This window comes from Streptomyces pilosus, assembly GCF_014649835.1.
Taxonomy (GTDB): Bacteria; Actinomycetota; Actinomycetes; order Streptomycetales; family Streptomycetaceae; genus Streptomyces; species Streptomyces pilosus.
In genome coordinates this window covers 569,621-594,615 of record NZ_BMTU01000003.1, presented here as the reverse complement: position 1 = coordinate 594,615, position 24,995 = coordinate 569,621, and the positions used below count along the sequence as shown (strand labels likewise).

At 73.0% G+C, this 24,995-nt stretch carries 15 protein-coding genes and 1 tRNA gene; 5 read left to right on the top strand and 11 right to left on the bottom strand.

Going from position 1 to position 24,995, the window contains the following annotated elements; genetic code table 11:
- The first annotated feature begins 56 nt into the window (after nt 1-56).
- Together IE118_RS10880 and IE118_RS10875 are read left to right on the top strand one after the other, a co-directional pair.
- On the top strand, nt 57-809 hold the full coding sequence (locus IE118_RS10880; RefSeq protein ID WP_189557552.1) for a Clp protease N-terminal domain-containing protein: 753 nt from the start codon (nt 57-59) through the stop codon (nt 807-809).
- Nucleotides 810-942: 133 nt separating this feature from the next.
- Complete coding sequence (locus tag IE118_RS10875; RefSeq protein WP_189557551.1) at nt 943-2,634, top strand: bifunctional 3'-5' exonuclease/DNA polymerase; 1,692 nt, start codon at nt 943-945, stop codon at nt 2,632-2,634.
- Here IE118_RS10875 and IE118_RS10870 read toward each other — a convergent pair whose 3' ends face one another.
- Both IE118_RS10870 and IE118_RS10865 read right to left on the bottom strand, forming a co-directional pair.
- Nucleotides 2,635-5,712, bottom strand: coding sequence for an AfsR/SARP family transcriptional regulator (locus IE118_RS10870; protein WP_189557550.1), 3,078 nt, complete (start codon nt 5,710-5,712; stop codon nt 2,635-2,637).
- Nucleotides 5,713-5,982: 270 nt separating this feature from the next.
- On the bottom strand, nt 5,983-6,876 hold the full coding sequence (locus IE118_RS10865) for a glycosyltransferase family 2 protein (protein ID WP_189557549.1): 894 nt from the start codon (nt 6,874-6,876) through the stop codon (nt 5,983-5,985).
- Between the two features lie 237 nt (nt 6,877-7,113).
- Here IE118_RS10865 and IE118_RS10860 point away from each other — a divergent pair, with 237 nt between their 5' ends.
- The 3 genes from IE118_RS10860 to IE118_RS10850 all read left to right on the top strand — a co-directional run bounded on the left by IE118_RS10860 (nt 7,114) and on the right by IE118_RS10850 (nt 9,932).
- Complete coding sequence (locus tag IE118_RS10860; RefSeq protein WP_373298419.1) at nt 7,114-7,572, top strand: hypothetical protein; 459 nt, start codon at nt 7,114-7,116, stop codon at nt 7,570-7,572.
- 7 nt (nt 7,573-7,579) lie between these two features.
- Entirely contained in the window at nt 7,580-7,822 is a 243-nt protein-coding gene (locus tag IE118_RS10855) for a hypothetical protein (protein ID WP_189557547.1), read from the top strand.
- Between the two features lie 343 nt (nt 7,823-8,165).
- A complete protein-coding gene (locus tag IE118_RS10850; RefSeq protein ID WP_189557546.1) occupies nt 8,166-9,932 on the top strand; it encodes a trypsin-like serine protease in 1,767 nt (588 codons plus the stop codon).
- A gap of 136 nt (nt 9,933-10,068) precedes the next feature.
- Here IE118_RS10850 and IE118_RS10845 read toward each other — a convergent pair.
- From IE118_RS10845 to IE118_RS10805, 9 genes are all read right to left on the bottom strand, one after another.
- A tRNA-Thr gene (locus IE118_RS10845) sits at nt 10,069-10,142 on the bottom strand.
- 118 nt (nt 10,143-10,260) lie between these two features.
- Entirely contained in the window at nt 10,261-11,853 is a 1,593-nt protein-coding gene (locus IE118_RS10840; RefSeq protein WP_189557545.1) for an alpha/beta hydrolase, read from the bottom strand.
- Between the two features lie 99 nt (nt 11,854-11,952).
- A complete protein-coding gene (locus IE118_RS10835; protein WP_189557544.1) occupies nt 11,953-13,158 on the bottom strand; it encodes a DNA polymerase III subunit delta' in 1,206 nt (401 codons plus the stop codon).
- 103 nt (nt 13,159-13,261) lie between these two features.
- On the bottom strand, nt 13,262-16,405 hold the full coding sequence (gene tmk / locus IE118_RS10830; protein ID WP_189557543.1) for a dTMP kinase: 3,144 nt from the start codon (nt 16,403-16,405) through the stop codon (nt 13,262-13,264).
- A gap of 133 nt (nt 16,406-16,538) precedes the next feature.
- Complete coding sequence (gene topA, locus IE118_RS10825; RefSeq protein ID WP_189557542.1) at nt 16,539-19,364, bottom strand: type I DNA topoisomerase; 2,826 nt, start codon at nt 19,362-19,364, stop codon at nt 16,539-16,541.
- A gap of 246 nt (nt 19,365-19,610) precedes the next feature.
- A complete protein-coding gene (locus IE118_RS10820) occupies nt 19,611-19,808 on the bottom strand; it encodes a hypothetical protein (RefSeq protein WP_189557541.1) in 198 nt (65 codons plus the stop codon).
- Nucleotides 19,809-20,055: 247 nt separating this feature from the next.
- Entirely contained in the window at nt 20,056-21,585 is a 1,530-nt protein-coding gene (locus tag IE118_RS10815) for a DUF7059 domain-containing protein (RefSeq protein ID WP_189557540.1), read from the bottom strand.
- 158 nt (nt 21,586-21,743) lie between these two features.
- Nucleotides 21,744-22,334: a small secreted protein gene (locus IE118_RS10810; protein ID WP_189557539.1), complete on the bottom strand. Its 591-nt coding sequence runs from the start codon at nt 22,332-22,334 to the stop codon at nt 21,744-21,746.
- A 193-nt stretch (nt 22,335-22,527) separates the two neighbouring features.
- Nucleotides 22,528-24,942, bottom strand: a complete 2,415-nt coding sequence (locus tag IE118_RS10805; RefSeq protein ID WP_189557538.1) for a sodium-translocating pyrophosphatase — start codon at nt 24,940-24,942, stop codon at nt 22,528-22,530.
- Between the last annotated feature and the right edge of the window lie 53 nt (nt 24,943-24,995).

Genomic DNA, 24,995 nt, shown 5'->3' with positions numbered 1-24,995 from the left:
CCCGAAGGTGTCAACCACGGGTTGACAGTGCCCGGGTGTCAACTTACGGTTGACACATGACGACGAACCCCGCCATCACGTCATCCGTACGCCTCGACGACCTCATCGCGGCGATCAAGAAGGTCCACGAGGAGCCGCTGCGGCAGCTCCAGGACGCGGTGCTCGCCGGCGAGCACCTCGGGGACGTGGCCGACCACCTGATCGGCCACTTCGTGGACCAGGCCCGGCGCTCGGGCGCCTCCTGGACGGACATCGGCAGGAGCATGGGGGTCACCCGGCAGGCCGCCCAGAAGCGCTTCGTGCCGAAGGAGGGCAACGACCTCGATCCGAGCCAGGGCTTCCAGCGCTTCACCCCCCGCGCCCGCAACACGGTGACGGCCGCGCACAACGAGGCGCAGGCCGCCCACAACGCCGAGGGCCTCCCCGAGCACCTCGTCCTCGGCCTGCTGGCCGAGCCCGAGGGGCTCGCCGTGCGGGCGATCACCGAGCAGGGCGTCACCGTGGACGCGGTCCGAGAGGCCGCCCGCGCGGCGCTCCCGCCGGCCGTCGAGGACGCCCCCGAGCTGGTGCCGTACGGCCCCGCCGCCAAGAAGGTCCTGGAACTGACCTTCCGCGAGGCCCTCCGTCTCGGCCACAACTACATCGGCACCGAGCACATCCTGCTCGCCCTGCTGGAACACGGGAACGGCGAGGGCCTGCTCGACGGCCTCGGTGTCACCAAGACGGCCACCGAGCGGTACGTCGCCGAGGCGCTGGCGCGGCACACCGAGACCCGGGCCGCGGAGACCGAGGACCCGCAGGGCGACTGACCGCCGCGGAGTCAGGGGGCCCGCACGGCGACTGACCGCCGCGGAGACGGGGGCCCGCACGGCGACTGACCAGCGGGCCTTCGGACGGCCCGGCCCGGGGTGCGATGTCACACCCCCCTGCCACACTCGCGGCATGAGCCGGCGATGGGCACTCGCTCCGGCCGAGGAGGGCGGCGTCGACGTCGCCCCCCTCGGCGCGGACGGCCTGCCCTCCGGCCCGGTGGTGCGGGAGAGGGACCCCGCCGAGGCCGTGCGGAGCCGTCCCGGTGTCACGCGCTGGGTGTGGCGTTCCACCGCCGAGGTCTATCCGGGCCTGCTCGCCGCGGGCGTGCGCGTGGAGCGGGCGTACGACGTCGAGGCCGCCGAGACGCTCCTGCTCGGCCACGAGGGCCGGTACGGCGAACCCCGTTCGGCGGCCGCCGCGCTGGCCCGGCTGCGCGGCGGCCCGGTGCCGCCCGATCCGCCGCAGCGCCAGGCCGAACCGGGCGCCCAGTCCTCCCTCTTCGAACCGCGGGGCATCCCGCTGCCGCTGGCCGACCTCCTCACCGTCTACGCCGAGCAGCAGAGCCGCACCGGGGCGACCGCGCACCCGGAGCGGATGCGGCTGCTGACCGCCGCCGAGTCGGCGGGCATGCTGGTGGCTGCCGAGATGAACCGCGCCGGGCTGCCCTGGCGGGCGGACGTGCACCGTGCGGTGCTGCACGACCTGCTCGGCGAGCGGTACGCGGGCGGCGGCGAACCCCGCCGTCTCGCCGAGCTCGCCGACGAGGTGTCCGCCGCCTTCGGCCGCCGGGTCCGGCCCGACCTGCCCGCCGACGTCCTCAGGGCGTTCGCGCAGGCCGGCATCAAGGTCTCCTCGACCCGCCGCTGGGAGCTGGAGTCCCTCGACCACCCGGCCGTCGAACCGCTGATCGCCTACAAGAAGCTGTACCGGATCTGGGTCGCCCACGGCTGGTCCTGGCTCCAGGACTGGGTGCGTGACGGCCGCTTCCGGCCCGAGTTCCTCGCGGGCGGCACCGTCACCGGCCGCTGGGTGACCAACGGCGGGGGCGCCCTGCAGATCCCCAAGGTGATCCGCCGCGCCGCCGTCGCCGACCCCGGCTGGCGGCTCGTCGTCGCCGACGCCGACCAGATGGAACCGAGGGTGCTGGCGGCGATCTCCCGCGACCCCGGGCTGATGGAGGTGGCCGGCCGGGAGACCGACCTCTACCAGTCGGTGTCCGACCGGGCCTTCTCCGGCGACCGCGCCCAGGCCAAGCTCGCCGTCCTCGGCGCGGTCTACGGCCAGACCTCCGGCGACGGCCTGAAGAACCTCGCCGCGCTCAGACGCCGCTTCCCCAAGGCGGTGGCCTACGTCGACGAGGCCGCCCGCGCGGGCGAGGAGGGCCGGCTCGTACGGACCTGGCTGGGCCGCACCTGCCCGCCGGCCGTGCGGCTCACGGACGACGCGGTGGAGGAGGCGGGCATCCCGCTCGCGGAGGAGGAGCAGGGCTCCGAGTCCCGTCCGTGGGTCCCGGGCTACGCCTCGACCGACGCCCGCGCCCGGGGCCGCTTCGCCCGTAACTTCGTGGTCCAGGGCAGTGCCGCCGACTGGGCCCTGCTGCTGCTCGCGGCGCTGCGGAAGGCACTGAGCGGCATGGCGGCCGAACTGGTGTTCTTCCAGCACGACGAGGTGATCGTGCACTGCCCCGAGGAGGAGGCGGCGACGGTGACGGAGGCGATCCGGCAGGCCGCCGACCTGGCCGGCCGGCTGACGTTCGGGCCGACGCCCGTGCGGTTCCCCTTCACGACGGCGGTCGTGGAGTGCTACGCCGACGCCAAGTGATCAGCTCACCGGCCGGGCCCCGGCCACCAGCTCGCGCAGTTCCTCGACCACGGCCCGCTCGTCCGTGCCGTCCAGCGCGGCGAGCGCCGACCGCCACTGCTCCCGCGCCTCGTCCACCCGCCCCCGCTCGCGCAGCAGCAGACCGTACTGGTGGCGGGCCAGACCGCCGGTGTAGCGGTCGGCGCGGGCGTCCGCGCGGCGCAGCAGTTCCGCGCACTCGGCGTCGGCCCGGCCGGAGCGCCCCAGCAGCCGCAGGGCGCGCACCAGCCCGAGCCGGGTCTGCGACTCGCCGTGCCAGTCGCCGTGCCCGCCGAGGATGCGCAGGCTCTCCTCGAAGTGCGGCAGGGCGGCGGCCGGTTCGCCCAGCCGCAGGTGGGCGTAGCCGATGTTGCAGTGCGCGGAGTGCTGCACGATCACCGCCGCGATCCGGTCGCCGATCGCGAGCGAACGCCGGTGCTGCTCGATCGCGGCGCGCGGATCGGTGTGCTCGTACAGGTTGCCCAGGTGGCTGAGGGTGACGGCCTCGCCGTAGGGGTCGGCCAGCCGCCGTGAGTGGGTGAGGCTCTGCCGCAGGGCCCGTTCCGACTCGGCGTACCGGCCGAGCCCTTCGAGCAGCAGGCCCCGGTTGTTGAGGGCGCGCCGGATCCAGGAGACGGCGCCGAGCCGCCGCCAGAGCTCCAGCGCGCGGTCGGTGAGGGCGAGGGCCTCGCCGGTGCGGCCGGTCAGGAAGTGCATCCCCGACAGGTCCCCCAGCGCGCACGCCTCGGCGGCCTCGTCCCCGAGCCGTCGCGCCACCCGCAGGGCCGCCCGCCCGAGCACCTCCAGCTCCGGGACGCGGCCGCCGCGCAGGAGGTAGGGGTGGAGCAGGCGGAGGAGGACGGCGACGTGGACGTCGTGGGCGCCCCGGCCGGCGCCGTCACCGGTGTCCTCGCCGGCGTACCGCTCGACGAGGGCGACGATGTTCTCCAGCTCCCGGTCGCCCCAGGCGAAGGCCGCCGCCGCGTCGGCGAACGGGGGCACGGACGCGACACGGTCGGCGTGCCCGGGCGGCTGGGACGGGGTGGGGCGGCGGCGGTCGTCCTGGTCGAGGCCGGGTTCGACGATCGCGGTGAGGGTGCGTTCGGCGACGGCGGCGTACCAGCGCAGGGCGGTCCCGGCGGGATGCTCGGGCGTACCGGCCCCGGGGCCGGTGTCCCCGGGTGTCGCGGCGTCGGTCCGCGCGGCCGCCCGGGCGCGTTCGCGGGCGAAGTCACGGACCAGGTCGTGCGGGACGTAGCGGCCGTACGCGGTCTCCTCCACGAGGGCGACGTCGACCAGCCGGTCCAGTGCCGCCTCCGCCCGGCGTTCGCCGGTGCCGGTGAGCCGGGCCAGCAGCGGCGCACCGTAGGCGGGCAGGTCGAGCGCGCCGATGCGGCGCAGGGCGAGGGCCGCGTCGCGGTCCGTCTCGCGGTCGGAGACGGCCAGCGCGTCGTGCGCCACGGCCAGCGAGCGGCGGACGCTGAGGTCGTCGTACTCCAGGTGGGACAACCTGCTGTCGGTGGCGGACAGCTGACCGGCGAGGACGTCGGGCGTCAGGGCCCGGCGCGCGGCGAGCCGGGCCGCGACGACCCGCAGGGCGAGCGGAAGCCGGCCGGTGAGCGCGACCAGCGGATGCCCGGCGCCGAGACCGTCCCTGCCGGAGACCGCCCGCAGCAGGGCGGCGCTGTCCTCGTCGGACAGCGGGGCGAGCGGGACCCGGGCGGCGCCGTCGAGCGTGGTGAGCGGCGAGCGGCTGGTGACGATCACCGCGCAGCCGGGTCCGGCCGGCAGCAGCGGCCGGACCTGCGCGGCGTTCGCGGCGTCGTCCAGCACCAGGAGGGTGCGGGTGGGCGCGAGCAGCGAGCGCAGCAGGGCGGCCGCCGCGTCGGGCTGTTCGGGGACGGCGCAGGGGTCGGTGCCCAGGTCGCGCAGGAGCGCGGTGAGGGCCTGGGCGGGGGTGAGGGGGGTCATGCCGGGGGTCGCTCCGTGCAGGTTGACGTAGAGCTGACCGTCGCTGAAACGTTCCGTCAGGGTGTGCGCGACCTGGAGCGCGAGCGCGCTCTTGCCGACCCCCGCGGTACCGCTGACGACGACGGCCGGGGGCCCGGCCGGCCGGGGCGCACGGGTGAGCACCCGGACCAGCTCGTCCCGCACCGCGTCACGCCCCGTGAAGTGGGCGGGCGCGGGCGGCAGCTGGGCGGGGCGGGCAGGCGCCTGGGCAGGGCGGGGCAGCGCCTCGGCGCCGTCGGATGCCTCGGCGGACGGACCGTGGCCGGGCTCCTGCCGCTCCCCCCTCCCCCGCAGCACCTCCACGTGGGCCTCGCGCACCCCCGGCCCCGGCTCGATGCCGAGTTCGTCCACCAGCCGGGCCCGCAGGTCCCGGTGGACCACCAGCGCCTCCGCCCGGCGGCCGGTGCGGTGCAGGGCGAGCATCAGCTGGCGGTGGTACGCCTCCCGCAGCGGATGCTCGGCGGCCAGGGCCGCCAGTTCGGGCACGAGGTCGGCCAGGCGGCCGGTGTCCCGGGCCAGTTCGGCGTCGTACCGCCACTCCAGGAGCAGCAGCCGGGCCTCGCGCAGCCGGCGCGCCAGGGCGTAGCCGCCCACTTCCGGGGGCAGACCGGTCAGCGGGCTCCCCCGCCACAGCGCGAGCGCGGCGGCACACGTACGCGTCACCCGCTCCCAGTCCCGGGCGGTGTGCGCGGCGCGGGCGGCGGCGGTGTGCGCGTCGAACACCTGCACGTCCAGCTCGCCCTCGCCGACCCGCAGCAGGTATCCGTTGGGCACGGTGAGCAGCCGGCCCGGGTCGTCCAGCAGCCGTCGCAGCCGGGCGACGTGGTTGTGCAGCGACGGCAGCGCGGAGACGGGCGGCGCACCGCCCCACATCGCGTCCTTCAGCGCCTCGACGGACACGACCCGTCCGGCGTCGAGCAGCAACGCGGCCAGCAGGATACGGAGTTTGGGACTCCCGATCACCTGGACCGACCCGGGGACGTCAGACCCCTCGCCGTCGTACAGCACCGGTGTCCCCAGCAGCCCGAAGCGCAGTCCGCGCCGTGTCACGCCGCACCACTGCCTTCCGGGTGACCGAACAGAGAACCAGGGAGCACATGTTAGCGATCCGTTGGCAAAGTCTGATGTGATCACTACATCGGATCCGGCCCGGGGGTGCGCGCGTGGTACGCGCAACTCGGGGGAGTGTCGCCGCCGCGGCCCGGTCCGCACACGGGGGTTCCGGTCGGCAGAGGTGAACGACCGGGCCCTCGTTCTTTTTGTGCGGCGGGTTTGCCCCTGAGGTCAGGTGACGGCAGCGGGCCGGACCGCCGGAGCGGGTCAGATGACGGGCGGCCGGCCGAGCCGGGTGAGCCGCCACACCGTCCGCCAGCGCATGGCCCGCCGCTCCCCGGCCGGCTCCCGCAGCCCTTCCACGAACCCGCCGAACCAGGCCCGCAGCCCCCGGACCGACCGGCTGCGCAGCAGGGTGAGCAGCACCCACACCCCGAGATGCACGGGGATCAGCGCGAGCGGCAGCCGCCGCCGGACCAGCCAGACCCGGTTGCGGGCGTTCACCCGGAAGTAGATGGCGTGCCGGGCCGGGGAGGTCTTCGGGTGCTGGAGCAGCAGGTCGGGCGCGTACAGGATCCGCCACCCCGCGTCGACGGCGCGCCAGGCGAGGTCGGTCTCCTCATGCGCGAAGAAAAACGCCCCGGGCCAGTCACCGATCTCGTCGAGCATCGTCATCCGCAGCGCGTGCCCGCCCCCGAGGAACCCGGTGACGTACCCGCCCTTCATCGGATCGGCCTTCCCGAGCCGGGGCACGTGCCGGCGCTGCGTCTCCCCCAGCTCGTCGGCGATCCGGAAGCCGACGACGCCGAGCCGCTCGTCCGCCGCGTACAACTCCCCCACGCGGCGCAGCACATCGGCGTCGACCAGCAGACCGTCGTCGTCCAGTTCGACGACGACGTCCACGTCCCCGAACTCCCGCAGCCGCTCGATCCCCACGTTCCGCCCGCCCGGGCAGCCGAGGTTCTCCGCCAGCTCGACGGTGGTGACCTCACCGGGCAGGGACAGCCGCTGGGCGAACTCGGGCAGCGGGCAGCCGTTCCCCACGATCACGATCCGCGCGGGCGCCACGTCCTGCTTCGCCACGGACTCCAACAGCGCGTCCACCTCGGCCGGCCGGTTCCCCATGGTCACGACGGCGACGGCGATCCTCGGCGTCTCCATGTTCCTCACCTCACTCCAGCCGGCTGCTCCGCTGACGGGCGATGCTAACCGTTCACCCCCACGCCCCACACACGACACCCACCCCGACGCCCCCGGCGCCCCGGGCGCCCCGGGTCAGCCGGTCGTTCGCCGATCACACACGGCAGTGAAACAACGGAGTTCCTGTGACCGACCACGGCACGAGGCAGTTGTCCCGGGTGCTCAGCAGGAGAACACCGGAAGGGGACCGCCTTGGTCTTGCAGTACGCCGCGCGCCTCACCACGGCCCTGACCGCCGCGGGGGCACTCGTCCTGACCACGCCGACCGGTGCGCACGCCGGAGCGGTCGGATCAACTCCCGTGCAGACCTTCGAGTACAGCGTGGGAGGCGTGACGATGAAGGTTCCGACCGGCTGCATGTTCACGCACATCATCAAGGGAGGCGGCAGGAGGATCACCTACCAGAACGCCGGAGTCGACTGCGCTTTCGTCGGAGCGATGAGCAGCGGCTTCTGCAACTGGCGGATCGACTTCACCTACGCCGACTCCGACAATCAGCTCTACCGCACGTCGCGCGGCAGGACGCACAGCGAGTGCAGGATCGACCCGATGCGGGGCAATTCCCCGCAGACCCTGCCCCGATACGGGAAGGCCTGCGCCCATCTCCACGTCAACGGGGTGCGGCGCGTGAGCCAGTGCCACCACATCACGAAGTGAGTCGTTCATGATCGGAGACCACAGTGATCCCCGTACGGATCAGCGGTTGAGCACACGGCGGCGCCGTGCGGGGACCGTCGCGTTCGTCGTGGGTCTGGCCGCCTCACTCGCCTTCTTCGCCTTCTTCCCCGGGCTGCCCCATGTCATCGACTGGGGGGCGATCCTCGTGTCCCTGGCCGTGGGTGCGCTTGCCCGCCGGGGTTGCCGGTCCTGGATCGCCAGATCGGCGCACCGGAGTCCGGACCGGTGACCGTTTCCACGGAGCCGCCGGAGCCGGACCTCCCGCCCGGCAGCGGCGACCGGCGTCGTCCTCGGTCGCGGCCCGGCGTGGCGGCGTGAACCCTTTTCGTCCGTGACCCCATTCGCCACTGGTCAAGCGGCAGTTGACGCGCTTATCATCACCCGATCGAGGTGGGGGGATTCCACCGCAGTGCCATGAGAGGCCGGGGGGCCTCGGATCAGGCCTGCCCGCATGTTCTTCGCGCCCCACCGATGACCCAGTTTCCACCGGTGGGGCGGTCGCGCCCTGCCGGTACAACCCGAGGGGTTACCGCGTGCAGATACGCACCCGTGGTAGTCGGCACAAGCGCCGCATGAGACTTGCGGTACCGGCCGTCGCCACCGCGCTCGCCCTGGGCGGCACGGTGCTGACGATGTCCGGCTCGCACGCCGCGGAAGCCGGCGAGCGTCCGGAGATCACCGCCTCCCAGCAGAAGGTCGTTCCGCCCTCCCAGAGGGAGCTGCGCTCCCGCGCGGCCGAGGCGATGAAGGCCGACGAGGCGAGCAAGCAGGAGCTCGTCACCGCGCCGCGGTCGGCCCTGACCACCGTGCCGTCCCAGCGCATCATCGGCGGCAAGGAGACCACCATCTCCGCGGCGCCCTGGATGGCGCAGCTCCACTTCGCGGACGCGGAGGGCAACGGCTACTTCTGTGGCGGCGTCGTCGTCGCTCCGTCGAAGGTCGCCACCGCCGCGCACTGCGTCAAGGGCATCAAGTGGTACGCCACCGGCACGGTCATCACCGGCACGGACCAGCTCCCCACCGAGAACGCCGACGGCAGCTGGGACTTCCACGGCGGTGAGCTGCGCGGCGCGTACCGTCAGTGGCACCACCCGCAGTACAGTCCGGTCACCATTGACAACGACGTGGCCGTGCTCACCCTGACCTCTCCGGTCAAGGCCAAGCCGCTGCCGATCATGCAGAACACCGACACGGCGCTCTACGCCCCGGGCACGGACGCCAAGGTGTACGGCTGGGGCCGCACCAGCTCCACCGTCCCCGACAGCGGCTCGCAGACCCTCAAGGTCGCGGACGCCGACATCAACTCCAACGCCGCCTGCCAGGCCGCGTACGGCTCGGACTACATCGTCGGCCACATGGTCTGCGCCGGTGCCGCTCCGACCGGTGACGACGCCACCTCCGAGACCACCTGCAACGGTGACTCCGGCGGCCCGCTGGTGGCCGGCGGCAAGCTCGTCGGCATCGTCTCCTGGGGCGACGTCGACTGCTCGGCCAAGGGCAAGTACGGCGTGTACGCGAAGGTGAGCACGTACGCCGCTCCGCTCCGCGCCCGGGTCCACGACGCCAACTGGAACGCCGACCACACCGCCGACCTGCTGGCGCGTCGCACCTCGGACGCCAGCCTGTTCAGCTGGCACTCCAAGGTCACGGGTCTGACCCGCACCTACAACCTCGGCAACTTCGGCAATGTCAACCTGCTCGTCCAGAACGACCTGAACGTGGACGACTACGACGACCTGCTGTACCGCGTCGGCAACGGTGACGTGTACTGGGACCGCTACGTCCCCGGCCCCGACGGCGCCGAGGGCTACTGGCAGTCCAAGCTCGTCGCGAAGGCCTGGGGCAAGCACAAGCAGATCCTCGTCCCCGGTGACGTCACCGGCGACGACAAGCCCGACATGCTCGCGGTGAACTCCTCCGGCAACCTCCACCTCTACCCGGGCAACGGCGCCGGCGGCTTCGCCGCGCCGAGCCTGGTCGGCGGGGGCTGGGGCCAGTACAACGCGGTCCGTGGTCACGGTGACTTCACCAACGACGGCAAGGCCGACATCCTCGCCCGCGGCTCCGACGGCTCGACCTACCTCTACCGGGGCACCGGCAAGGCCTCCGCTCCGTTCGAGGCCCGTCGTCTCGTCGGCAAGTTCGCCAGCAGCACCTTCAACGCCCTGATCACCGTCGGCGACGTGAACAGCGACGGTCACGCGGACCTGCTGGCCCGTGACTCGGCCGGCAAGCTCTGGCTGTACCCGGGCAACGGCAACGGCAAGACGTCCGGTGGGATCTTCTCCGCCCGCAAGGACTTCGGCACCGGCTGGAAGGCGTACAACCTGTTCGGCTGATCCGGCCGAACACCGCAGGCGAACAAGGGTCCGTGCGCTCCGTGTCCCCCACGGAGCGCACGGACCCTTTCGACGCGCCCCATTCACTGAACGAGAAAGCCCGGCTCAGACAGTGTCCGAGCCGGGCTTCGAAAAGAGCCGCCTTCGGGATTCGAACCCGAGACCTACGCATTACGAGTGCGTTGCTCTGGCCATCTGAGCTAAGGCGGCGTGCCGGGTGCACCCATGGTGCGATCAGCGACGTCGGTAAGTCTACACAGTTTCGAGGGGTGGTTCGTACCGGCCCCGGAGGCGGGCGGGCGGACCGTCTCCGGGGCCGGCGCACCGGCTACGAGCAGCGTTTCCCGTCGGCGGGCGGGGTGCCGTGGAGCAGGTAGGTGTTGATCGCGGTGTCGATGCAGGCACTGCCGCGGCCGTAGGCGGTGTGGCCGTCGCCGTCGTAGGTGAGGAGGCGGGCCGTGGCGAGCTGGCCGGCCAGGCCCTCGGCCCAGCGGTACGGCGTCGCCGGGTCCCGGGTGGTGCCGACGACGACCAGGGGGGCCGCGCCCTTCGCCTCGATGCGCTGGGCCTCGCCGGTGGCCTTCACCGGCCAGTAGGCGCAGTTCAGCGAGGCCCAGGCGAGGCCCTCACCGAACACCGGTGACGCCTTGCGGAAGTCGGGCAGCGCGCGGCGCACCTCGTCCGGGGAGTCGAAGGCGGGCGGGAGGTCCAGGCAGTTCACGGCCGCGTTGGCGAACATCAGGTTGGTGTACGCGCCCTCGGCGTCCCGTTCGTAGTAGCTGTCCGAGAGGAAGAGGAGTCCGGCGCCGTCGTTCTCCTTCATCGCCGCCGTGAGTGCCTCGCGCAGCCGCTGCCAGGCGCCCTCGTCGTACATGGCGGCGATCACGCCGATGGTGGCGAGCGACTCGGTGAGGGTGCGGCCGTCGGCGTCCCCGGTGGGCAGGGGGCGGGCGTCGAGCCTGCCGAAGAACGCCTTCAGGTTCTCGCCGGCCCGCTCGGGGCTGGTGCCCGCGCCGCCGAGCGGACAGTCGCTCTGCCGGACGCAGTCCTCGGCGAAGGCGGTGAACGCCGTACCGAAGCCCTCCGTCTGTTCGAGGTTGAGCCGCCGCGCGGGCAGCGAGGGGTCCATCGCGCCGTCCAGCACGAGGCGGCCCGTGCGGTGCGGGAACAGTCCCGCGTAGGTGGCACCGAGGAACGTGCCGTAGGAGGCGCCGACGTAGTTCAGCTTCCTGTCGCCCAGCGCGGCCCGCACGATGTCCATGTCCCGGGCCGCCTCGACGGTCGACACGTGGCGCAGCAGCTCGGGCGCGTCCGCCCCGCAGCCCTCGGCGAACGTCCGGTACGCCGCGACCAGCGCGTCGGTCTCCTTCGCGTCGTCGGGTGTGATGTCCGTCCGCGTGTAGGCGTCCATCCGCGGGCCGTCCAGGCACTCGACGGGTTCGCTGCGGGCGACGCCGCGCGGATCGACGGCCACCATGTCGTAGCGGGCGCGCACGGCCTCCGGGTAGCCGATCCCGGCGTACGCCTGGACGTAGGCGGTCGCCGAGCCGCCGGGGCCGCCGGGGTTGACCAGCAGCGAGCCCAGCCGCTTGCCCGGGCCCGTGGCCTTCTTGCGGGTGACGGCGAGACGGACGTCGCCCTTCGACGGCTCGGCGTAGTCACGGGGGGCCTCGAGGGTGGCGCACTGGAAGCCGGGTGTGCCGCAGTCGCGCCAGACCGGTTTCTGTGCGTAGTACCGCGTGAGCGCCGCGGGTGTGGAGCCGGGCAGGGGGGTGAGGGCTGCCGGCTCCTTCGCCACGGAGTTCGCCGTGTTCGTCGTGTGCGTCGTCGTCCCGGAGGAACAGCCCGGGATCAGCAGCGCGACGGCGGCGAGCAGGGTGGCTCCGGCACGGGTCCTGCGGTGGGTGCGCCTTGTGTGCATGCACCGAGCGTAACCGTGTGCGACCGGATGAGTGCTCTGCGCGCACGCCGTGCCCCGCACGAGTCGTGCGCCTGCGGGACGCGGGGGCGGCGGCGTGCGTCAGCCCGCTCTGAGCGCCATGGTCATCGCCTCCACCGCGAGCAGGGGGGCCACGTTGCGGTCCAGTGCCTCGCCGCAGGCCGCGATCGCCTCGATGCGGCGGAGGGTGGACTCCGGGGTGCTGCCGCGGGCCAGGCGCTGGAGCGCGTCCTCGGCGTCCGTGTTGGCGAGGGCGACGCGGGAGCCGAGCTGGAGGGCGAGGACGTCGCGGTAGAAGCTGGTCAGGTCGGTCAGCGCCACGTCGAGGCTGTCGCGCTGGGTGCGCGTCCTGCGGCGCTTCTGCATGTCCTCCAGGTCCTTGACCACGCCCGCCGTGCCGCGCGGCAGCCGCCCGCCCTGTACCGCGCCGAGCGCCGCCTTCAGTTCCTCGGTCTCCTTGCCGTCCATCTCCTCGGCGAGCTGCTTGGCGTCCTCGGCGGCGGCGTCGACGAGCTCCTGGGCGGCCTTCAGCGCCCCGCCGATGTCGTCGACCCGCAGCGGGAGCTTCAGCACGGCGGCCCGCCGGGCGCGGGCGGCGGGGTCGGTGGCGAGACGGCGGGCCCGGTCGACGTGGCCCTGGGTGGCGCGGGCGACGGCGGCGGCGGTGTCCGGCTCGATGCCCTCGCGCCGTACGAGCATGTCGGCGACGGCGTCCACCGAGGGCGTGCCGAGGTTGAGGTGGCGGCAGCGGGAGCGGATCGTCGGCAGGACGTCCTCGATGGAGGGCGCGCACAGCAGCCAGACCGTGCGGGGGGCGGGCTCCTCGACGGCCTTGAGGACGGCGTTGGCCGACTTCTCGTTCAGCCGCTCGGCGTCCTCGACGAGGATCACCTGCCAGCGGCCGTTCGCCGGGGCGGTGAAGGACTTGCGGACGGTGTCGCGCATGTCCTTGACCAGGATCTCCGCGCCGACGGCCGCGACCGGACTGACGTCGGCGTGCGTGCCGACCAGCGCGGTGTGGCAGCCGTCGCAGAACCCGCAGCCGGGGGCCCCGCCGAGGGCCCGGTCGGGGCTGACGCACTGGAGCGCGGCGGCGAAGGCGCGCGCCACCTGGGTGCGTCCCGCGCCGGGCGGGCCGGTGAACAGCCAGGCGTGCGTCATCTTCGACGCCTCGGGTGGAGGTGTCCCCTGCGAGGCGGCGGTGACGAGCGCGTCGGCGTCCCGGGCGGCGGCAGCGAGCTGCCCGCTCACCCGCTCCTGTCCGACGAGGTCGTCCCACACGGTCATGGGTCAGCCCGCCCTTCCCTCGCGTCCGTCACATCCGTCCTGAGGGTCCCATTGTGCGGGCGGGCACCGACAACGGCCCTACCCGCCCGGGACCCGGGCCGTATCAGCGCCGGCGCCCCCGGCCGCCGCCGTCGTCGTCGCCCTCGTCCTGGTGCGGGCCGAGCAGTTCGTCGGCCAGGGTCGGCAGGTCGTCCAGCGGGGTCTCCTCGGCCCAGTCGGAGCGCTTGCGGCGGCGCGGCGCGCGCCCGGCGTCGACCTGCGGCAGCTCCCGCGTGCGGTCGTCCCGGCCCTCGTCCTCGCGCACCGGCGGCAGCACCGCGGTCTCGTCCGCCGCGCCCGGGGGCACGGCGGGCAGCACGGCCGTCTCGTCGGCCGCGCCCGGCGGCACTTGAGGCTTCGGCAGCTCGGTCGTCACCTCGGCCTCGGACACCCCGGCACCGGACCGGCCGGAGTGCTGCCCGGGGTCCTCGTCCGGCACCCGCGGCAGCACCGCCGTCTCGTCCACCGGCCCGCCCGAGGCGTTCGTCGGCGCCACCACCGGCGTCGGCACGGTCACGGCGTCGTCGGCCTGCGGCCGGGAGGCCCCGGCAGCGGACGCGTGCGCGGCGGGTCCGCCCGTCGTCCTCGGACCGGCCTCGGCCGCGGCCGCCGCCTGTTCGGCGAGCCGCCGGGCCTGCTCCGCGCGCAGCAGCGCCTCCTCGGCCTTGCGCTGCTTCTCCAGCCGCAGCGCCTCGGCCTCGGCGCGCAGCCGCTCCTCCTCCTCGGCCTGCTTGCGGCGGCGTTCCTCCTCCGCCCTGCGGCGGGCCTCCTCCTCGGCGCGGGCCTTCTCCTCGGCGAGCAGCCGCTGCCGCTCCTCCTCGGCACGCCGGCGCGCCTCCTCGGCACGCAGCCGGGCCTCCTCCGCCTGCCGTTCGGCCTCGCGCCGCTGCGCCTCCTCGAGCTCGCGCTGCTTGCGCTCCTCCTCCTCGGCGCGCAGCCGCGCCAGCTGCTCCTGACGCTCCCGCTCCAGGCGCTCCTCCTCGGCCTTGCGGGCCGCCTCCTCCTCCGCCTTGCGGCGGGCCTCCTCCTCGGCCTTGCGGCGGGCCTCCTCGCGCGCCCGGATCTCGGCCTCGGACAGCGGCAGCACCTGGTCGAGCCGGTGCCGGATCACCGTGGTGACCGCCTCCGGCTCCTGACCGGCGTCGACCACCAGGTAGCGGCCGGGGTCGGCGGCGGCGAGCGTGAGGAAACCGGCGCGTACGCGCGCGTGGAACTCGGCGGGCTCGGACTCCAGCCGGTCCGGCGCCTCGGTGAAGCGTTCCCGCGCGGTCTCCGGCGCCACGTCCAGCAGCACGGTCATGTGCGGGACGAGGCCGTCGGTGGCCCAGCGGTTGATGCGGGCGATCTCGGTCGGCGACAGGTCGCGTCCGGCGCCCTGGTAGGCGACCGAGGAGTCGATGTACCGGTCGGAGATGACGACCGCGCCGCGCTCCAGGGCGGGCCGGACGACGGTGTCGATGTGCTCGGCGCGGTCGGCGGCGTACAGCAGGGCCTCCGCGCGGTGCGAGAGTCCGGCGCTGGAGACGTCCAGCAGGATGGACCGCAGCCGCTTGCCGACCGGAGTCGCGCCGGGCTCGCGGGTGAGGACGACCTCGTGGCCCTTGGCGCGGATCCACTCGGCGAGGGCCTCGGCCTGGGTGGACTTGCCCGCGCCGTCGCCGCCCTCCAGGGCGATGAAGAAGCCGGCGGCGGCGGACGTCGGCTCGGGGTCGTCGCCGCCGAGCAGCGCGTCGCGCAGGTCCTGCCGCAGCGGCACCCCGGACCGGTCGTCGACCTTGGCGAGGACGAGCGCCGCCACCGGCAGCAGCAGCGCGCCGACCAGCATCAGCGTGTACGCGGCACCGCCGTGCGCGAAGACGAACCGGCCGTTCTCCAGCCGGTGCGGCCCGATGGCGGCGGCGACCAGCGGGGCGGCCACCGCGCCGAGCGCCACCAGGACCCGGACCACCGCGTGCAGGTGCTCGGTCGTGCGGACCCGGCGCTGCTCCTCGGTCTCCTGGTCGAGCAGTGTGTGCCCGGTGTTGGCGGCGACGCCCGCGCCGACGCCGGCCAGCGTCATGATCAGCAGCACGCTGGTCACATCGGGCACGAGGCCGGCGGCCAGCAGCGCGACACCGGTGAGGGCGAGGGCGAGGGCCAGCAGGCGGCGCCGGGACAGGGCGGGCAGGACGGCGGGCGCGGTCCGGATGCCGACGACGACACCGCCGGTCAGCGCGCCCACCATCAGGCCGTAGAGCACGGGGCCGCCGCCCAGGTCCTTGGCGTGCAGCACCGACACGGCGACGGCGGCCGACACCGCGGCGGCGACGGACGCCGAGGCGAGCACCAGCAGCGGCATCGCACCGGTGCGGCCCTTGTCGTTGCCCGTGGCGCTCCTCGGGCGGCGCAGGCCCTCGAGCGGCGACCGCGGACGGGGGGTGCGGGTGCCGGGCAGTTCCAGGAAGGTGACGACGGAGAGCGAGGCGGCGAAGAGTCCGGCCGCGACGTAGGAGGCGAGGGCGGCCTGGTGCGTGCCGAACCACTCGATGCCGGTGCCCAGCAGGTTGTTGAGGAGCGCCGCGACGACGAGCACGAGGGCCGCGAGGGGTATCGCCACGAAGCCGGTGCGCAGCGAGAGGCGGCGCAGCGCGTCCATGTGGTCGGGCAGCGGCCTGATGCTGGCGCCCTCGGGCGGCGGGGCGGGCAGCAGGGCGGGCGCGGCGCCCTCGCGGCACACCGTCCAGAAGCGCTCGGCGACGCCGGTCACGAAGACGGTGACGAGCAGCACGGCCGGTGCGTTCTGCGGGGTCCAGTCGATCCACAGGGGTGCCACGATGAGCAGGGCGGCCCGCACCCCGTCGGCGCCGACCATGGTCCAGCGGCGGTCGAGCGGCCCGTCCTGCGAGGTGAGCGAGGTGAGCGGGCCGAGGAGTACGGCCCCGAACAGCAGCGTCGCGAGGATGCGCACCCCGAAAACGGTCGCCACTGCGAACGCCGCGCCCCGGCTGCCGCCGCCGAACGACTGTTCGGCGATGGTCGCCTGGAGGACCAGGAGGACCAGCACCAGAAGGGCGAGGACGTCACCGACCCCGCCCACCAGCTGTGCGCTCCACAGCCGTTTCAGCTGGGGTCGGCGCAGCAGGGCGCGGACGGCACGCTCGCGGGAGTCCGCGACCAGGGCGTCATCGGGGGCCGGCTGAGGGGCCGTAGGCTGCTCGGCTCGCGTCATGCGTTCAGCCTATCGGCCCGGGCGGGCAGCCCCGGTGCGACGCGCCTGACATGCACACGCCCCGGCAGCGATGTGCCGGGGCGTTCGCATTCCGAACGCCGGGCGAAGTCCGCCCGGCGTCACCGGGGAGGCGTCAGTCCTCCGCCCCGTTCGAGGCGGTCGCCTTCTTGGCGGCGGTCTTCTTCGCCGCCGTCTTGGCGGTCGTGGTCTTCTTCGCCGCGGTCTTCTTGGCGGCCGTCGCCTTCTTCGCCGGCGCCTTCTTGGCCGCCGCCTTCTTGACGGTCTTCTTCGCCGCCTTCTTGGCGGGGCCCTTCGCCCGCTTCTCGGCGAGCAGCTCGAAACCGCGCTCCGGGGTGATCTCCTCGACGCTGTCGCCGGAGCGCAGCGTCGCGTTGGTCTCCCCGTCGGTGACGTACGGGCCGAAGCGGCCGTCCTTCACCACGACCGGCTTCTCGCTGACCGGGTCGGTGCCCAGCTCCTTCAGCGGCGGCTTGGCCGCCGCCCGGCCACGCTGCTTGGGCTGGGCGTAGATCGCCAGCGCCTCCTCCAGCGTGATCGTGAAGAGCTGCTCCTCGGACTGCAGCGACCGCGAGTCGGTGCCCTTCTTCAGGTACGGCCCGTAGCGGCCGTTCTGCGCGGTGATCTCCTGGCCCTCGGCGTCCGCGCCGACCACGCGCGGCAGCGACATCAGCCTCAGCGCGTCGTCGAGCGTCACCGTGTCCAGGGACATCGACTTGAAGAGGGAGGCGGTGCGCGGCTTGACCGCGTTCTTGCCCGTCTTCGGGGTGCCCTCGGGGAGGACCTCCGTGACGTAGGGGCCGTAGCGGCCGTCCTTGGCGACGATCGTGTGCCCGGAGACCGGGTCGGTGCCCAGCTCGAAGTCGCCGCTCGGCTTGGCGAGCAGTTCCTCGGCGAGCTCGACGCTCAGCTCGTCCGGCGCCAGGTCGTCGGGGACGTCGGCGCGCTGGTGCTGCTCGCTGTCCTTCTCGCCGCGCTCGACGTACGGGCCGTAGCGGCCGACCCGCAGCACGATGCCGTTGCCCACGGGGAACGACGACACCTCGCGGGCGTCGATCGCGCCCAGGTCGGTCACCAGTTCCTTGAGGCCGCCGAGGTGGTCCCCGTCGCCGTTGCCCGCCTCGGCCGCGCCGCCGTTGCCCGTGCCCTCGCCGAAGTAGAAACGCTTCAGCCACGGCACGGCCCGGGCCTCGCCGCGCGCGATGCGGTCGAGGTCGTCCTCCATCTTCGCGGTGAAGTCGTAGTCGACGAGCCGGCCGAAGTGCTTCTCCAGCAGGTTGACCACGGCGAAGGAGAGGAAGGACGGCACCAGTGCCGTGCCCTTCTTGAAGACGTAGCCGCGGTCGAGGATCGTGCCGATGATCGACGCGTACGTCGACGGGCGGCCGATCTCCCGCTCCTCCAGCTCCTTGACCAGGGACGCCTCGGTGTAGCGGGCCGGGGGCTTGGTGGCGTGCCCGTCGACCGTGATCTCCTCGGCGGTCAGGGCGTCGCCCTCGGCGACCTGCGGCAGCCGGCGCTCGCGGTCGTCGAGCTCGGCGTTCGGGTCGTCGGCGCCCTCGACGTACGCCTTCAGGAAGCCGTGGAAGGTGATCGTCTTGCCGGACGCGCTGAACTCGACGTCCCGTCCGTCGGCGGCCCTGCCGCCGATCTTCACGGTGACGGAGTTGCCGGTGGCGTCCTTCATCTGCGAGGCGACGGTCCGCTTCCAGATCAGCTCGTACAGCTTGAACTGGTCACCGGTCAGCCCGGTCTCGGCGGGCGTGCGGAAACGGTCGCCCGAGGGACGGATCGCCTCGTGCGCCTCCTGCGCGTTCTTGACCTTGCCCGCGTAGGTACGCGGCTGCGGGGGCAGGTAGTCGGCGCCGTACAGCTGCGTGACCTGGGCGCGGGCGGCGGCGACCGCCGTCTCGCTCAGGGTCGTCGAGTCCGTACGCATGTAGGTGATGTAGCCGTTCTCGTACAGCTTCTGCGCGACCTGCATCGTGGCCTTCGCGCCGAAGCCGAGCTTGCGGCTCGCCTCCTGCTGCAGCGTCGTCGTACGGAACGGGGCGTACGGCGAGCGGCGGTACGGCTTGGACTCGACGGAACGCACGGCGAACCGCGTGCCGTCCAGCGCCGCGGCCAGCGCCCTGGCGTTCGCCTCGTCCAGGTGCAGGGTGTTCGCGCTCTTCAGCTGTCCCAGCGAGTCGAAGTCGCGACCCTGCGCGATGCGCCGCCCGTCGACGCTCTGCAGGCGCGCGACCAGCGACGACGGGTCCGAGGCGTCACCCGCGCGGCCGGTCGCGAAGGTGCCCGTCAGGTCCCAGTACTCGGCGGAACGGAACGCCATGCGCTCGCGTTCCCGCTCCACCACGAGCCGGGTGGCGACGGACTGCACGCGGCCGGCCGACAGCCGGGGCATGACCTTCTTCCACAGGACCGGCGAGACCTCGTAACCGTAGAGGCGGTCGAGGATGCGGCGGGTCTCCTGGGCGTCGACCAGCTTCTGGTTGAGCTGGCGCGGGTTGGCCACGGCCTCCCGGATCGCGTCCTTGGTGATCTCGTGGAAGACCATCCGCTTGACCGGGATCTTCGGCTTGAGCACTTCCTGGAGGTGCCACGCGATGGCCTCGCCCTCGCGGTCCTCATCGGTGGCGAGGAAGAGCTCGTCGGACTCCTTCAGCAGGTCCTTGAGCTTCTTGACCTGGGCCCGCTTGTCCGCGTTGACCACATAGATCGGCTGGAAGTCGTGGTCCACGTCCACACCGAGGCGGCGGACCTCGCCGGTGTACTTCTCCGGCACCTCCGCGGCGCCGTTGGGAAGGTCGCGAATGTGCCCGACGCTCGCCTCGACGATGTAGCCAGGGCCGAGGTAGCCCTTGATCGTCTTCGCCTTGGCAGGCGACTCGACAATGACGAGTCGGCGCCCGCCGTTCGCGGTCTCGCTGGTCGGGGACAACTTCGCTCTTCTCTCCGGTCGACGCTGGGGCCTCCCCAGGCGGTCTTCCCGGGGTCGGGTCATGGTGACGCTGCGGAGTGTGACGGTACATCCCGTCCCCGTGTCAAACGGGAAAAGCCCGCAACGGCCACTCGAACGGTAACCCGACTACCACCGTTCCTGCCGCCCGGAGTGTCCAGACTGCGCCTGCCCTTATCCGGAGCGCAACCCACCGCTTGTCCGGGGGCGGCCCTGACCCCGCACCCCTCACAGGCGGGTGAAGCACCACGCGCCGAGGGCCAGGATGATCACCGCGGCGAGCCCGGCGACGGTGATCGATGCGACCGGGCTCACACCCTGGGCGACCGGGCGGTGCTGTCGCGCGCGGGTCACGGTCCAGGCCAGCAACGCGGCCCCGAACAGGCAGAACACCATCCCCGCGAAGATCGCCGGTCCGCTCTCCATCGTCGCCCGCGCCCCTCTTTCCGTCCGCCGTGCCGTCCGTCGGCGACGGCCCGGGCGTGACGCTGCCACGCCCGGACGGCGCGCGGGCGAACCGGAGGTGAACGCGGGGGCCACGGGGCCCCGCGACCCGGCCGGAACCGATGCGAGGGACCGCCGCAGCAGCTCCGGAACGCTGTGAAAAAGGGTCCGCGGGTGGTGCGGGACACAGGTACCCCGTGCCCCACGGGCCGCCGGCGTCCCTCCCGCCTCAGCCTGCGGGCTCCAGGAACCCCTGCTCCACCAGCAGCCGGATCTGGGCCGGCACCCGGTCGCGCAGCAGGACCGGGTCCTCGCCCAGCAGCTGGGCGATGGCGTCCAGGATCCGGCCCGCGCTCATCGTGCCGTCGCACACGCCCGCGAACCCCGCGCCGATGGTGTCCACCCGGGTGGCCCGGCGCATGCCGCGGTTCTGCCGCAGCACGACGTGCTCCGGGTCCTCCGCTCCGGGCAGCCCGACCTGCTCCTGCACGACCTCCGCGGCCAGCGCGAAGCGCGCCTCCAGCAGCGCCGCGTCGTCGTGCGCCCGCAGGTAGTCGACCCGGTCGAAGTGCGCCCGGACCGTCTCGCCGAGCGGCTGCTCGACCGGGTGCGGCCACTCCTCCACCGTGACCGACGGCGCGGCGGCGTCCGACCTGCGCAGCGTGATCCAGCCGAAGCCGACCGCCTTCACCTTGCGCGCCTCGAACTCGTCCAGCCACGCGTCGTACCGTGCCCGGTACGCGGTCTCGTCGCCGCGGTGGTCGCCCGCGTCACGGAGCCACAGCTCGGCGTACTGGGTGATGTCCTGCACCTCGCGCTGCACGATCCACGCGTCGCACCCGCGCGGTACCCACGACCTGAGCCTGTCCTGCCAGTCCTCCCCCTCGACGTGCTGCCAGTTGGCGAGGAACTGCGCGAACCCGCCCCCGTTCAGCCGTCCCCCCGCCTGCTGAACGATCGTGCGGCACAGATCGTCCCCGCCCATCCCGCCGTCGCGGTAGGTGAGCCGGGCGCCCGGCGAGATCACGAAGGGCGGGTTGGACACGATCAGGTCGTACGTCTCGCCGTCCCGGACGGGGGCGAACAGCGACCCCTCACGCAGGTCGGCGGCCGGCGCGCCGGACAGGGCCAGGGTGAGCGCGGTGATGTGCAGCGCGCGCGGGTTCACGTCGGTGGCGGTCACGCGGGTGGCGTGCCGGGCGGCGTGCAGCGCCTGGATGCCGGAGCCGGTGCCGAGATCGAGCGCGGAGCCCACGGGCGTACGGACGGTGACGCCGGCCAGGGTCATGGACGCGCCGCCGACACCGAGCACCACGCCCTCGTCCCGGCTGCCGATGCCTCCGGCGCCGCCGACCGCGCAGCCGAGGTCGGAGACGATGAACCAGTCCTCGCCGTCCGGCCCCCCGTACGGACGTACGTCCACGGTCGCGGCGAGCCCGTCCTCGCCGGTCAGGGTCAGCCAGCCCGCCTGCAGGCAGACGTCGACGGGCAGGACGCCGGCCACGCGCGTGCGCGGCACCGGCTGCTGCAACAGGAACAGGCGTACGAGCGTCTCCAGCGGGGTGTCCCCGCGGGTGGCCCGGAGCGCGGGAACCGTCTCGCTGCGGGCCAGCGCCGCGTACGCGGGAGCGCCGAGCAGTTCGAGCAGTCCGTCGGCGGTGAAGGAGGCTCCGAGCAGCGCGTCCCTCAGCCGGGCGGCGGCTTCGGGACGGTCGGACGAGGGCAGGGGCGGCAGGCTGGCGTCACTCACGCCCTCCATTGTGGCCGCCGCCTCCACCCGGCGCGCCCCGCGTCCCGGCCGCCGGGCGCCGTACGTACGGCTGCCGGCGCCGGACCCGCGGGCACCGGGGGCCGTACCGACGGACGCGGGGACCCGGCGCCGGTCGGCGCCGGGTCCCCGCGTGCGCTGTCGCCGGGTCAGCTCCGGGTGGCTCCGGCCGACTCGGTGGCCGTCTGGCAGCTGGCCTGACGGGACATCGCCTCGCCGACCTCGCCCTCCTCCAGTGCGCTGAGGGCGTCGTTGCCGCTCTTGCTCAGCTTGTCCAGCTCACTGGCGATGTCCTTCAGACCGTCCGCGAACTCCGCCTGGTCAGCCGTGTCGAGGCCGTCGACCTGCTTCTTCAGCGAGGCGTAGGAGGCGGAGATGCCGTTGAGCTCCTTGACCGCGTCCGTCTGCTTCTTCTCGCCGTCCTCGACGTCCGGCGCTCCGGCCTCGTTCACGGCGGCGCCGATCGCCTTGTAGGCGTCGGACATGTCCTGGAAGGCCTTGGAGTCGGCCTTCTGGACCTCTGCCGGCGTGCTGTTGTCCGAGGTCTCCTTCTGGATCGCGGCGTTGGCCGACCTGATCTTGGCGGCCTGCGGCTGCACCGAGTCGCAGACCTCCTTCGCCCAGGCGTCGAGCTTCTCGTTGCCGTCGTCGCCGCCGCATCCCGTCAGCGCCAGTACCAGTACCGCACCGCCGGACAGTGCGGCCGCGAGCTTCTTGTTCACCGGATTGGTCCCTTCCATGGCCTTCGGCCCCGGAACATACACGCCAGATGGACTACACCCACCCGTCGAACGTCCGTTAAGACACTTTTTGAAGCCATTTGCACCAAGAGAGAGAAGGCTCACGGCAGCGGGAGAAAGCAGAGGTGAGGGCGGACGGCGCGTCAAAACGCGCCGTCCGCCCTCACCTTGACCCGGTGCTCGCCGTCCGCGGCTAGGAAACCACCGCCGGATCCGGCGACTTGGGCTCCGGTTCCGCCTCGCCCTCGTCGTCCTCGTCGTCCGCGGCGATGCCGCGCCGCTTCGAGACGTACACCGCGCCGACGATGACGAGCAGCGAGAGGACCGCGACGAGCACTCTCGCCCCGACGCTCTCGTCGGCGCCGTAGGAGAACTTGATGACCGCGGGCGCGATGAGCAGCGCCACCAGGTTCATCACCTTCAGCAGCGGGTTGATCGCGGGCCCCGCGGTGTCCTTGAAGGGGTCGCCGACGGTGTCGCCGATGACGGTGGCCTCATGGGCCTCGCTGCCCTTGCCGCCGTGGTGGCCGTCCTCGACGAGTTTCTTGGCGTTGTCCCAGGCGCCACCGGAGTTGGCGAGGAACACCGCCATCAGCGTGCCCGCGCCGATCGCGCCCGCGAGGAAGGCGCCCAGGGCGCCGACGCCGAGCGTGAACCCGATGAAGATGGGCGCCATCACGGCGAGCAGACCGGGAGTGGCGAGTTCGCGCAGGGCGTCCTTGGTGCAGATGTCGACGACCTTGCCGTACTCCGGTTTCTCGCTGTAGTCCATGATCCCGGGCTTCTCGCGGAACTGCCGCCGCACCTCGTAGACCACCGAACCCGCCGACCGTGACACCGCGTTGATCGCCAGCCCCGAGAAGAGGAAGACGACCGCCGCGCCCGCGATCAGGCCGACGAGGTTGTTGGGCTGGGAGATGTCCATCATCAGGCTCATGGGCACGCCCTCGCCGCTGAGCCGTTCGCCCACGTCTCTCGCGCCGGTGGTGATGGCGTCCCGGTACGAGCCGAACAGCGCCGCCGCCGCCAGCACGGCGGTGGCGATGGCGATGCCCTTGGTGATGGCCTTGGTGGTGTTGCCGACCGCGTCCAGGTCGGTGAGCACCTGGGCGCCGGCGCCCACGACGTCGCCGGACATCTCGGCGATGCCCTGCGCGTTGTCGGAGACCGGGCCGAAGGTGTCCATGGCGACGATCACGCCGACCGTGGTGAGCAGCCCGGTGCCGGCCAGCGCCACCGCGAACAGCGCCAGCATGATCGACGTGCCGCCGAGCAGGAACGCCCCGTACACACCGAGCCCGATCAGCAGGGCGGTGTAGACGGCCGATTCCAGACCGAGGGAGATGCCGGACAGGATGACGGTGGCCGGGCCGGTGAGCGAGGTCTTGCCGATGTCCCGGACGGGACGCCGGGTGGTCTCGGTGAAGTATCCGGTGAGCTGCTGGATCAGGGCGGCGAGCAGGATGCCGATGCCCACCGCGACGAGGGCCAGGATCCGCGGGTCGCCGCCCTTGCCCAGGATCGCCTCGTCGGTGACGCCGTCCAGGTCGGCGTACGAGGACGGCAGGTAGGTGAACACGGCGATCGCGACCAGCACGAGCGAGATCACCGCGGAGATGAAGAATCCCCGGTTGATCGCGCTCATGCCGCTGCGGTCGGCGCGCCTCGGCGCCACGGCGAAGATCCCGATCATGGCGGTGAGGACACCGATGGCGGGCACGAGGAGCGGGAAGGCGAGCCCCGCGTCGCCGAACGCCGCGGTGCCGAGGATCAGCGCGGCCACCAGGGTGACGGCGTACGACTCGAAGAGGTCGGCCGCCATGCCCGCGCAGTCGCCGACGTTGTCGCCCACGTTGTCGGCGATGGTCGCGGCATTGCGCGGATCGTCCTCCGGAATGCCCTGTTCGACCTTTCCGACCAGGTCGGCGCCGACGTCGGCGGCCTTGGTGAAGATGCCGCCGCCGACCCGCATGAACATCGCGATCAGCGCGGCGCCCAGACCGAACCCCTCGAGCACCTTCGGAGCGTCGGCCGCGTACACCAGCACCACGCAGGAGGCGCCGAGCAGGCCGAGGCCCACGGTGAACATGCCGACGACACCGCCCGTGCGAAAAGCGATCTTCATCGCCTTGTGGGAGACGGTGGTGAGATCCTTTTCCGGTTCTCCCTCGGCCGGAGTCGCTTCGCGGGCCGCCGCCGCGACCCGGACATTGGTGCGTACGGCGAGCCACATACCGATATAGCCGGTGGCCGCTGAGAACGCCGCTCCGATCAAGAAGAACACCGACCGCCCGGCACGCTGATTCCAGTCGTCCGCGGGCAGCAGCATGAGCAGGAAGAACACGATCACGGCGAATACGCCGAGGGTGCGCAGTTGCCGGGCCAGATAGGCGTTCGCGCCCTCCTGGACCGCTGCGGCGATCTTCTTCATGCTGTCGGTGCCCTCGCCGGCCGCGAGCACCTGGCGCACCAGGACTGCCGCGACCACGAGCGCCGCCAGCGCGACGACCCCGATGACCACCACGAGCAGGCGGTTGTCGTCGGTCAGCACGGCGGCCGCGAGGGATGTGGGTCGGCCCGACTCGTATGAGATGGAAAGCCCCGCCATTCGTCCTCCTTGACGCTTGGGCTGAGCTCAAGATGTGGACGGGATTGTAGGTA

Coding starts and splice junctions, on each gene's coding strand:
- IE118_RS10880 (WP_189557552.1), top strand. CDS start 57: ATGACGACGAACCCCGCCATCACGTCATCCGTACGCCTCGACGACCTC.
- IE118_RS10875 (WP_189557551.1), top strand. CDS start 943: ATGAGCCGGCGATGGGCACTCGCTCCGGCCGAGGAGGGCGGCGTCGAC.
- IE118_RS10865 (WP_189557549.1), bottom strand. CDS start 6,876: ATGGAGACGCCGAGGATCGCCGTCGCCGTCGTGACCATGGGGAACCGG.
- IE118_RS10855 (WP_189557547.1), top strand. CDS start 7,580: ATGATCGGAGACCACAGTGATCCCCGTACGGATCAGCGGTTGAGCACA.
- IE118_RS10850 (WP_189557546.1), top strand. CDS start 8,166: ATGAGACTTGCGGTACCGGCCGTCGCCACCGCGCTCGCCCTGGGCGGC.
- IE118_RS10840 (WP_189557545.1), bottom strand. CDS start 11,853: ATGCACACAAGGCGCACCCACCGCAGGACCCGTGCCGGAGCCACCCTG.
- IE118_RS10835 (WP_189557544.1), bottom strand. CDS start 13,158: ATGACCGTGTGGGACGACCTCGTCGGACAGGAGCGGGTGAGCGGGCAG.
- tmk (WP_189557543.1), bottom strand. CDS start 16,405: ATGACGCGAGCCGAGCAGCCTACGGCCCCTCAGCCGGCCCCCGATGAC.
- IE118_RS10820 (WP_189557541.1), bottom strand. CDS start 19,808: ATGGAGAGCGGACCGGCGATCTTCGCGGGGATGGTGTTCTGCCTGTTC.
- IE118_RS10815 (WP_189557540.1), bottom strand. CDS start 21,585: ATGGAGGGCGTGAGTGACGCCAGCCTGCCGCCCCTGCCCTCGTCCGAC.
- IE118_RS10810 (WP_189557539.1), bottom strand. CDS start 22,334: ATGGAAGGGACCAATCCGGTGAACAAGAAGCTCGCGGCCGCACTGTCC.
- IE118_RS10805 (WP_189557538.1), bottom strand. CDS start 24,942: ATGGCGGGGCTTTCCATCTCATACGAGTCGGGCCGACCCACATCCCTC.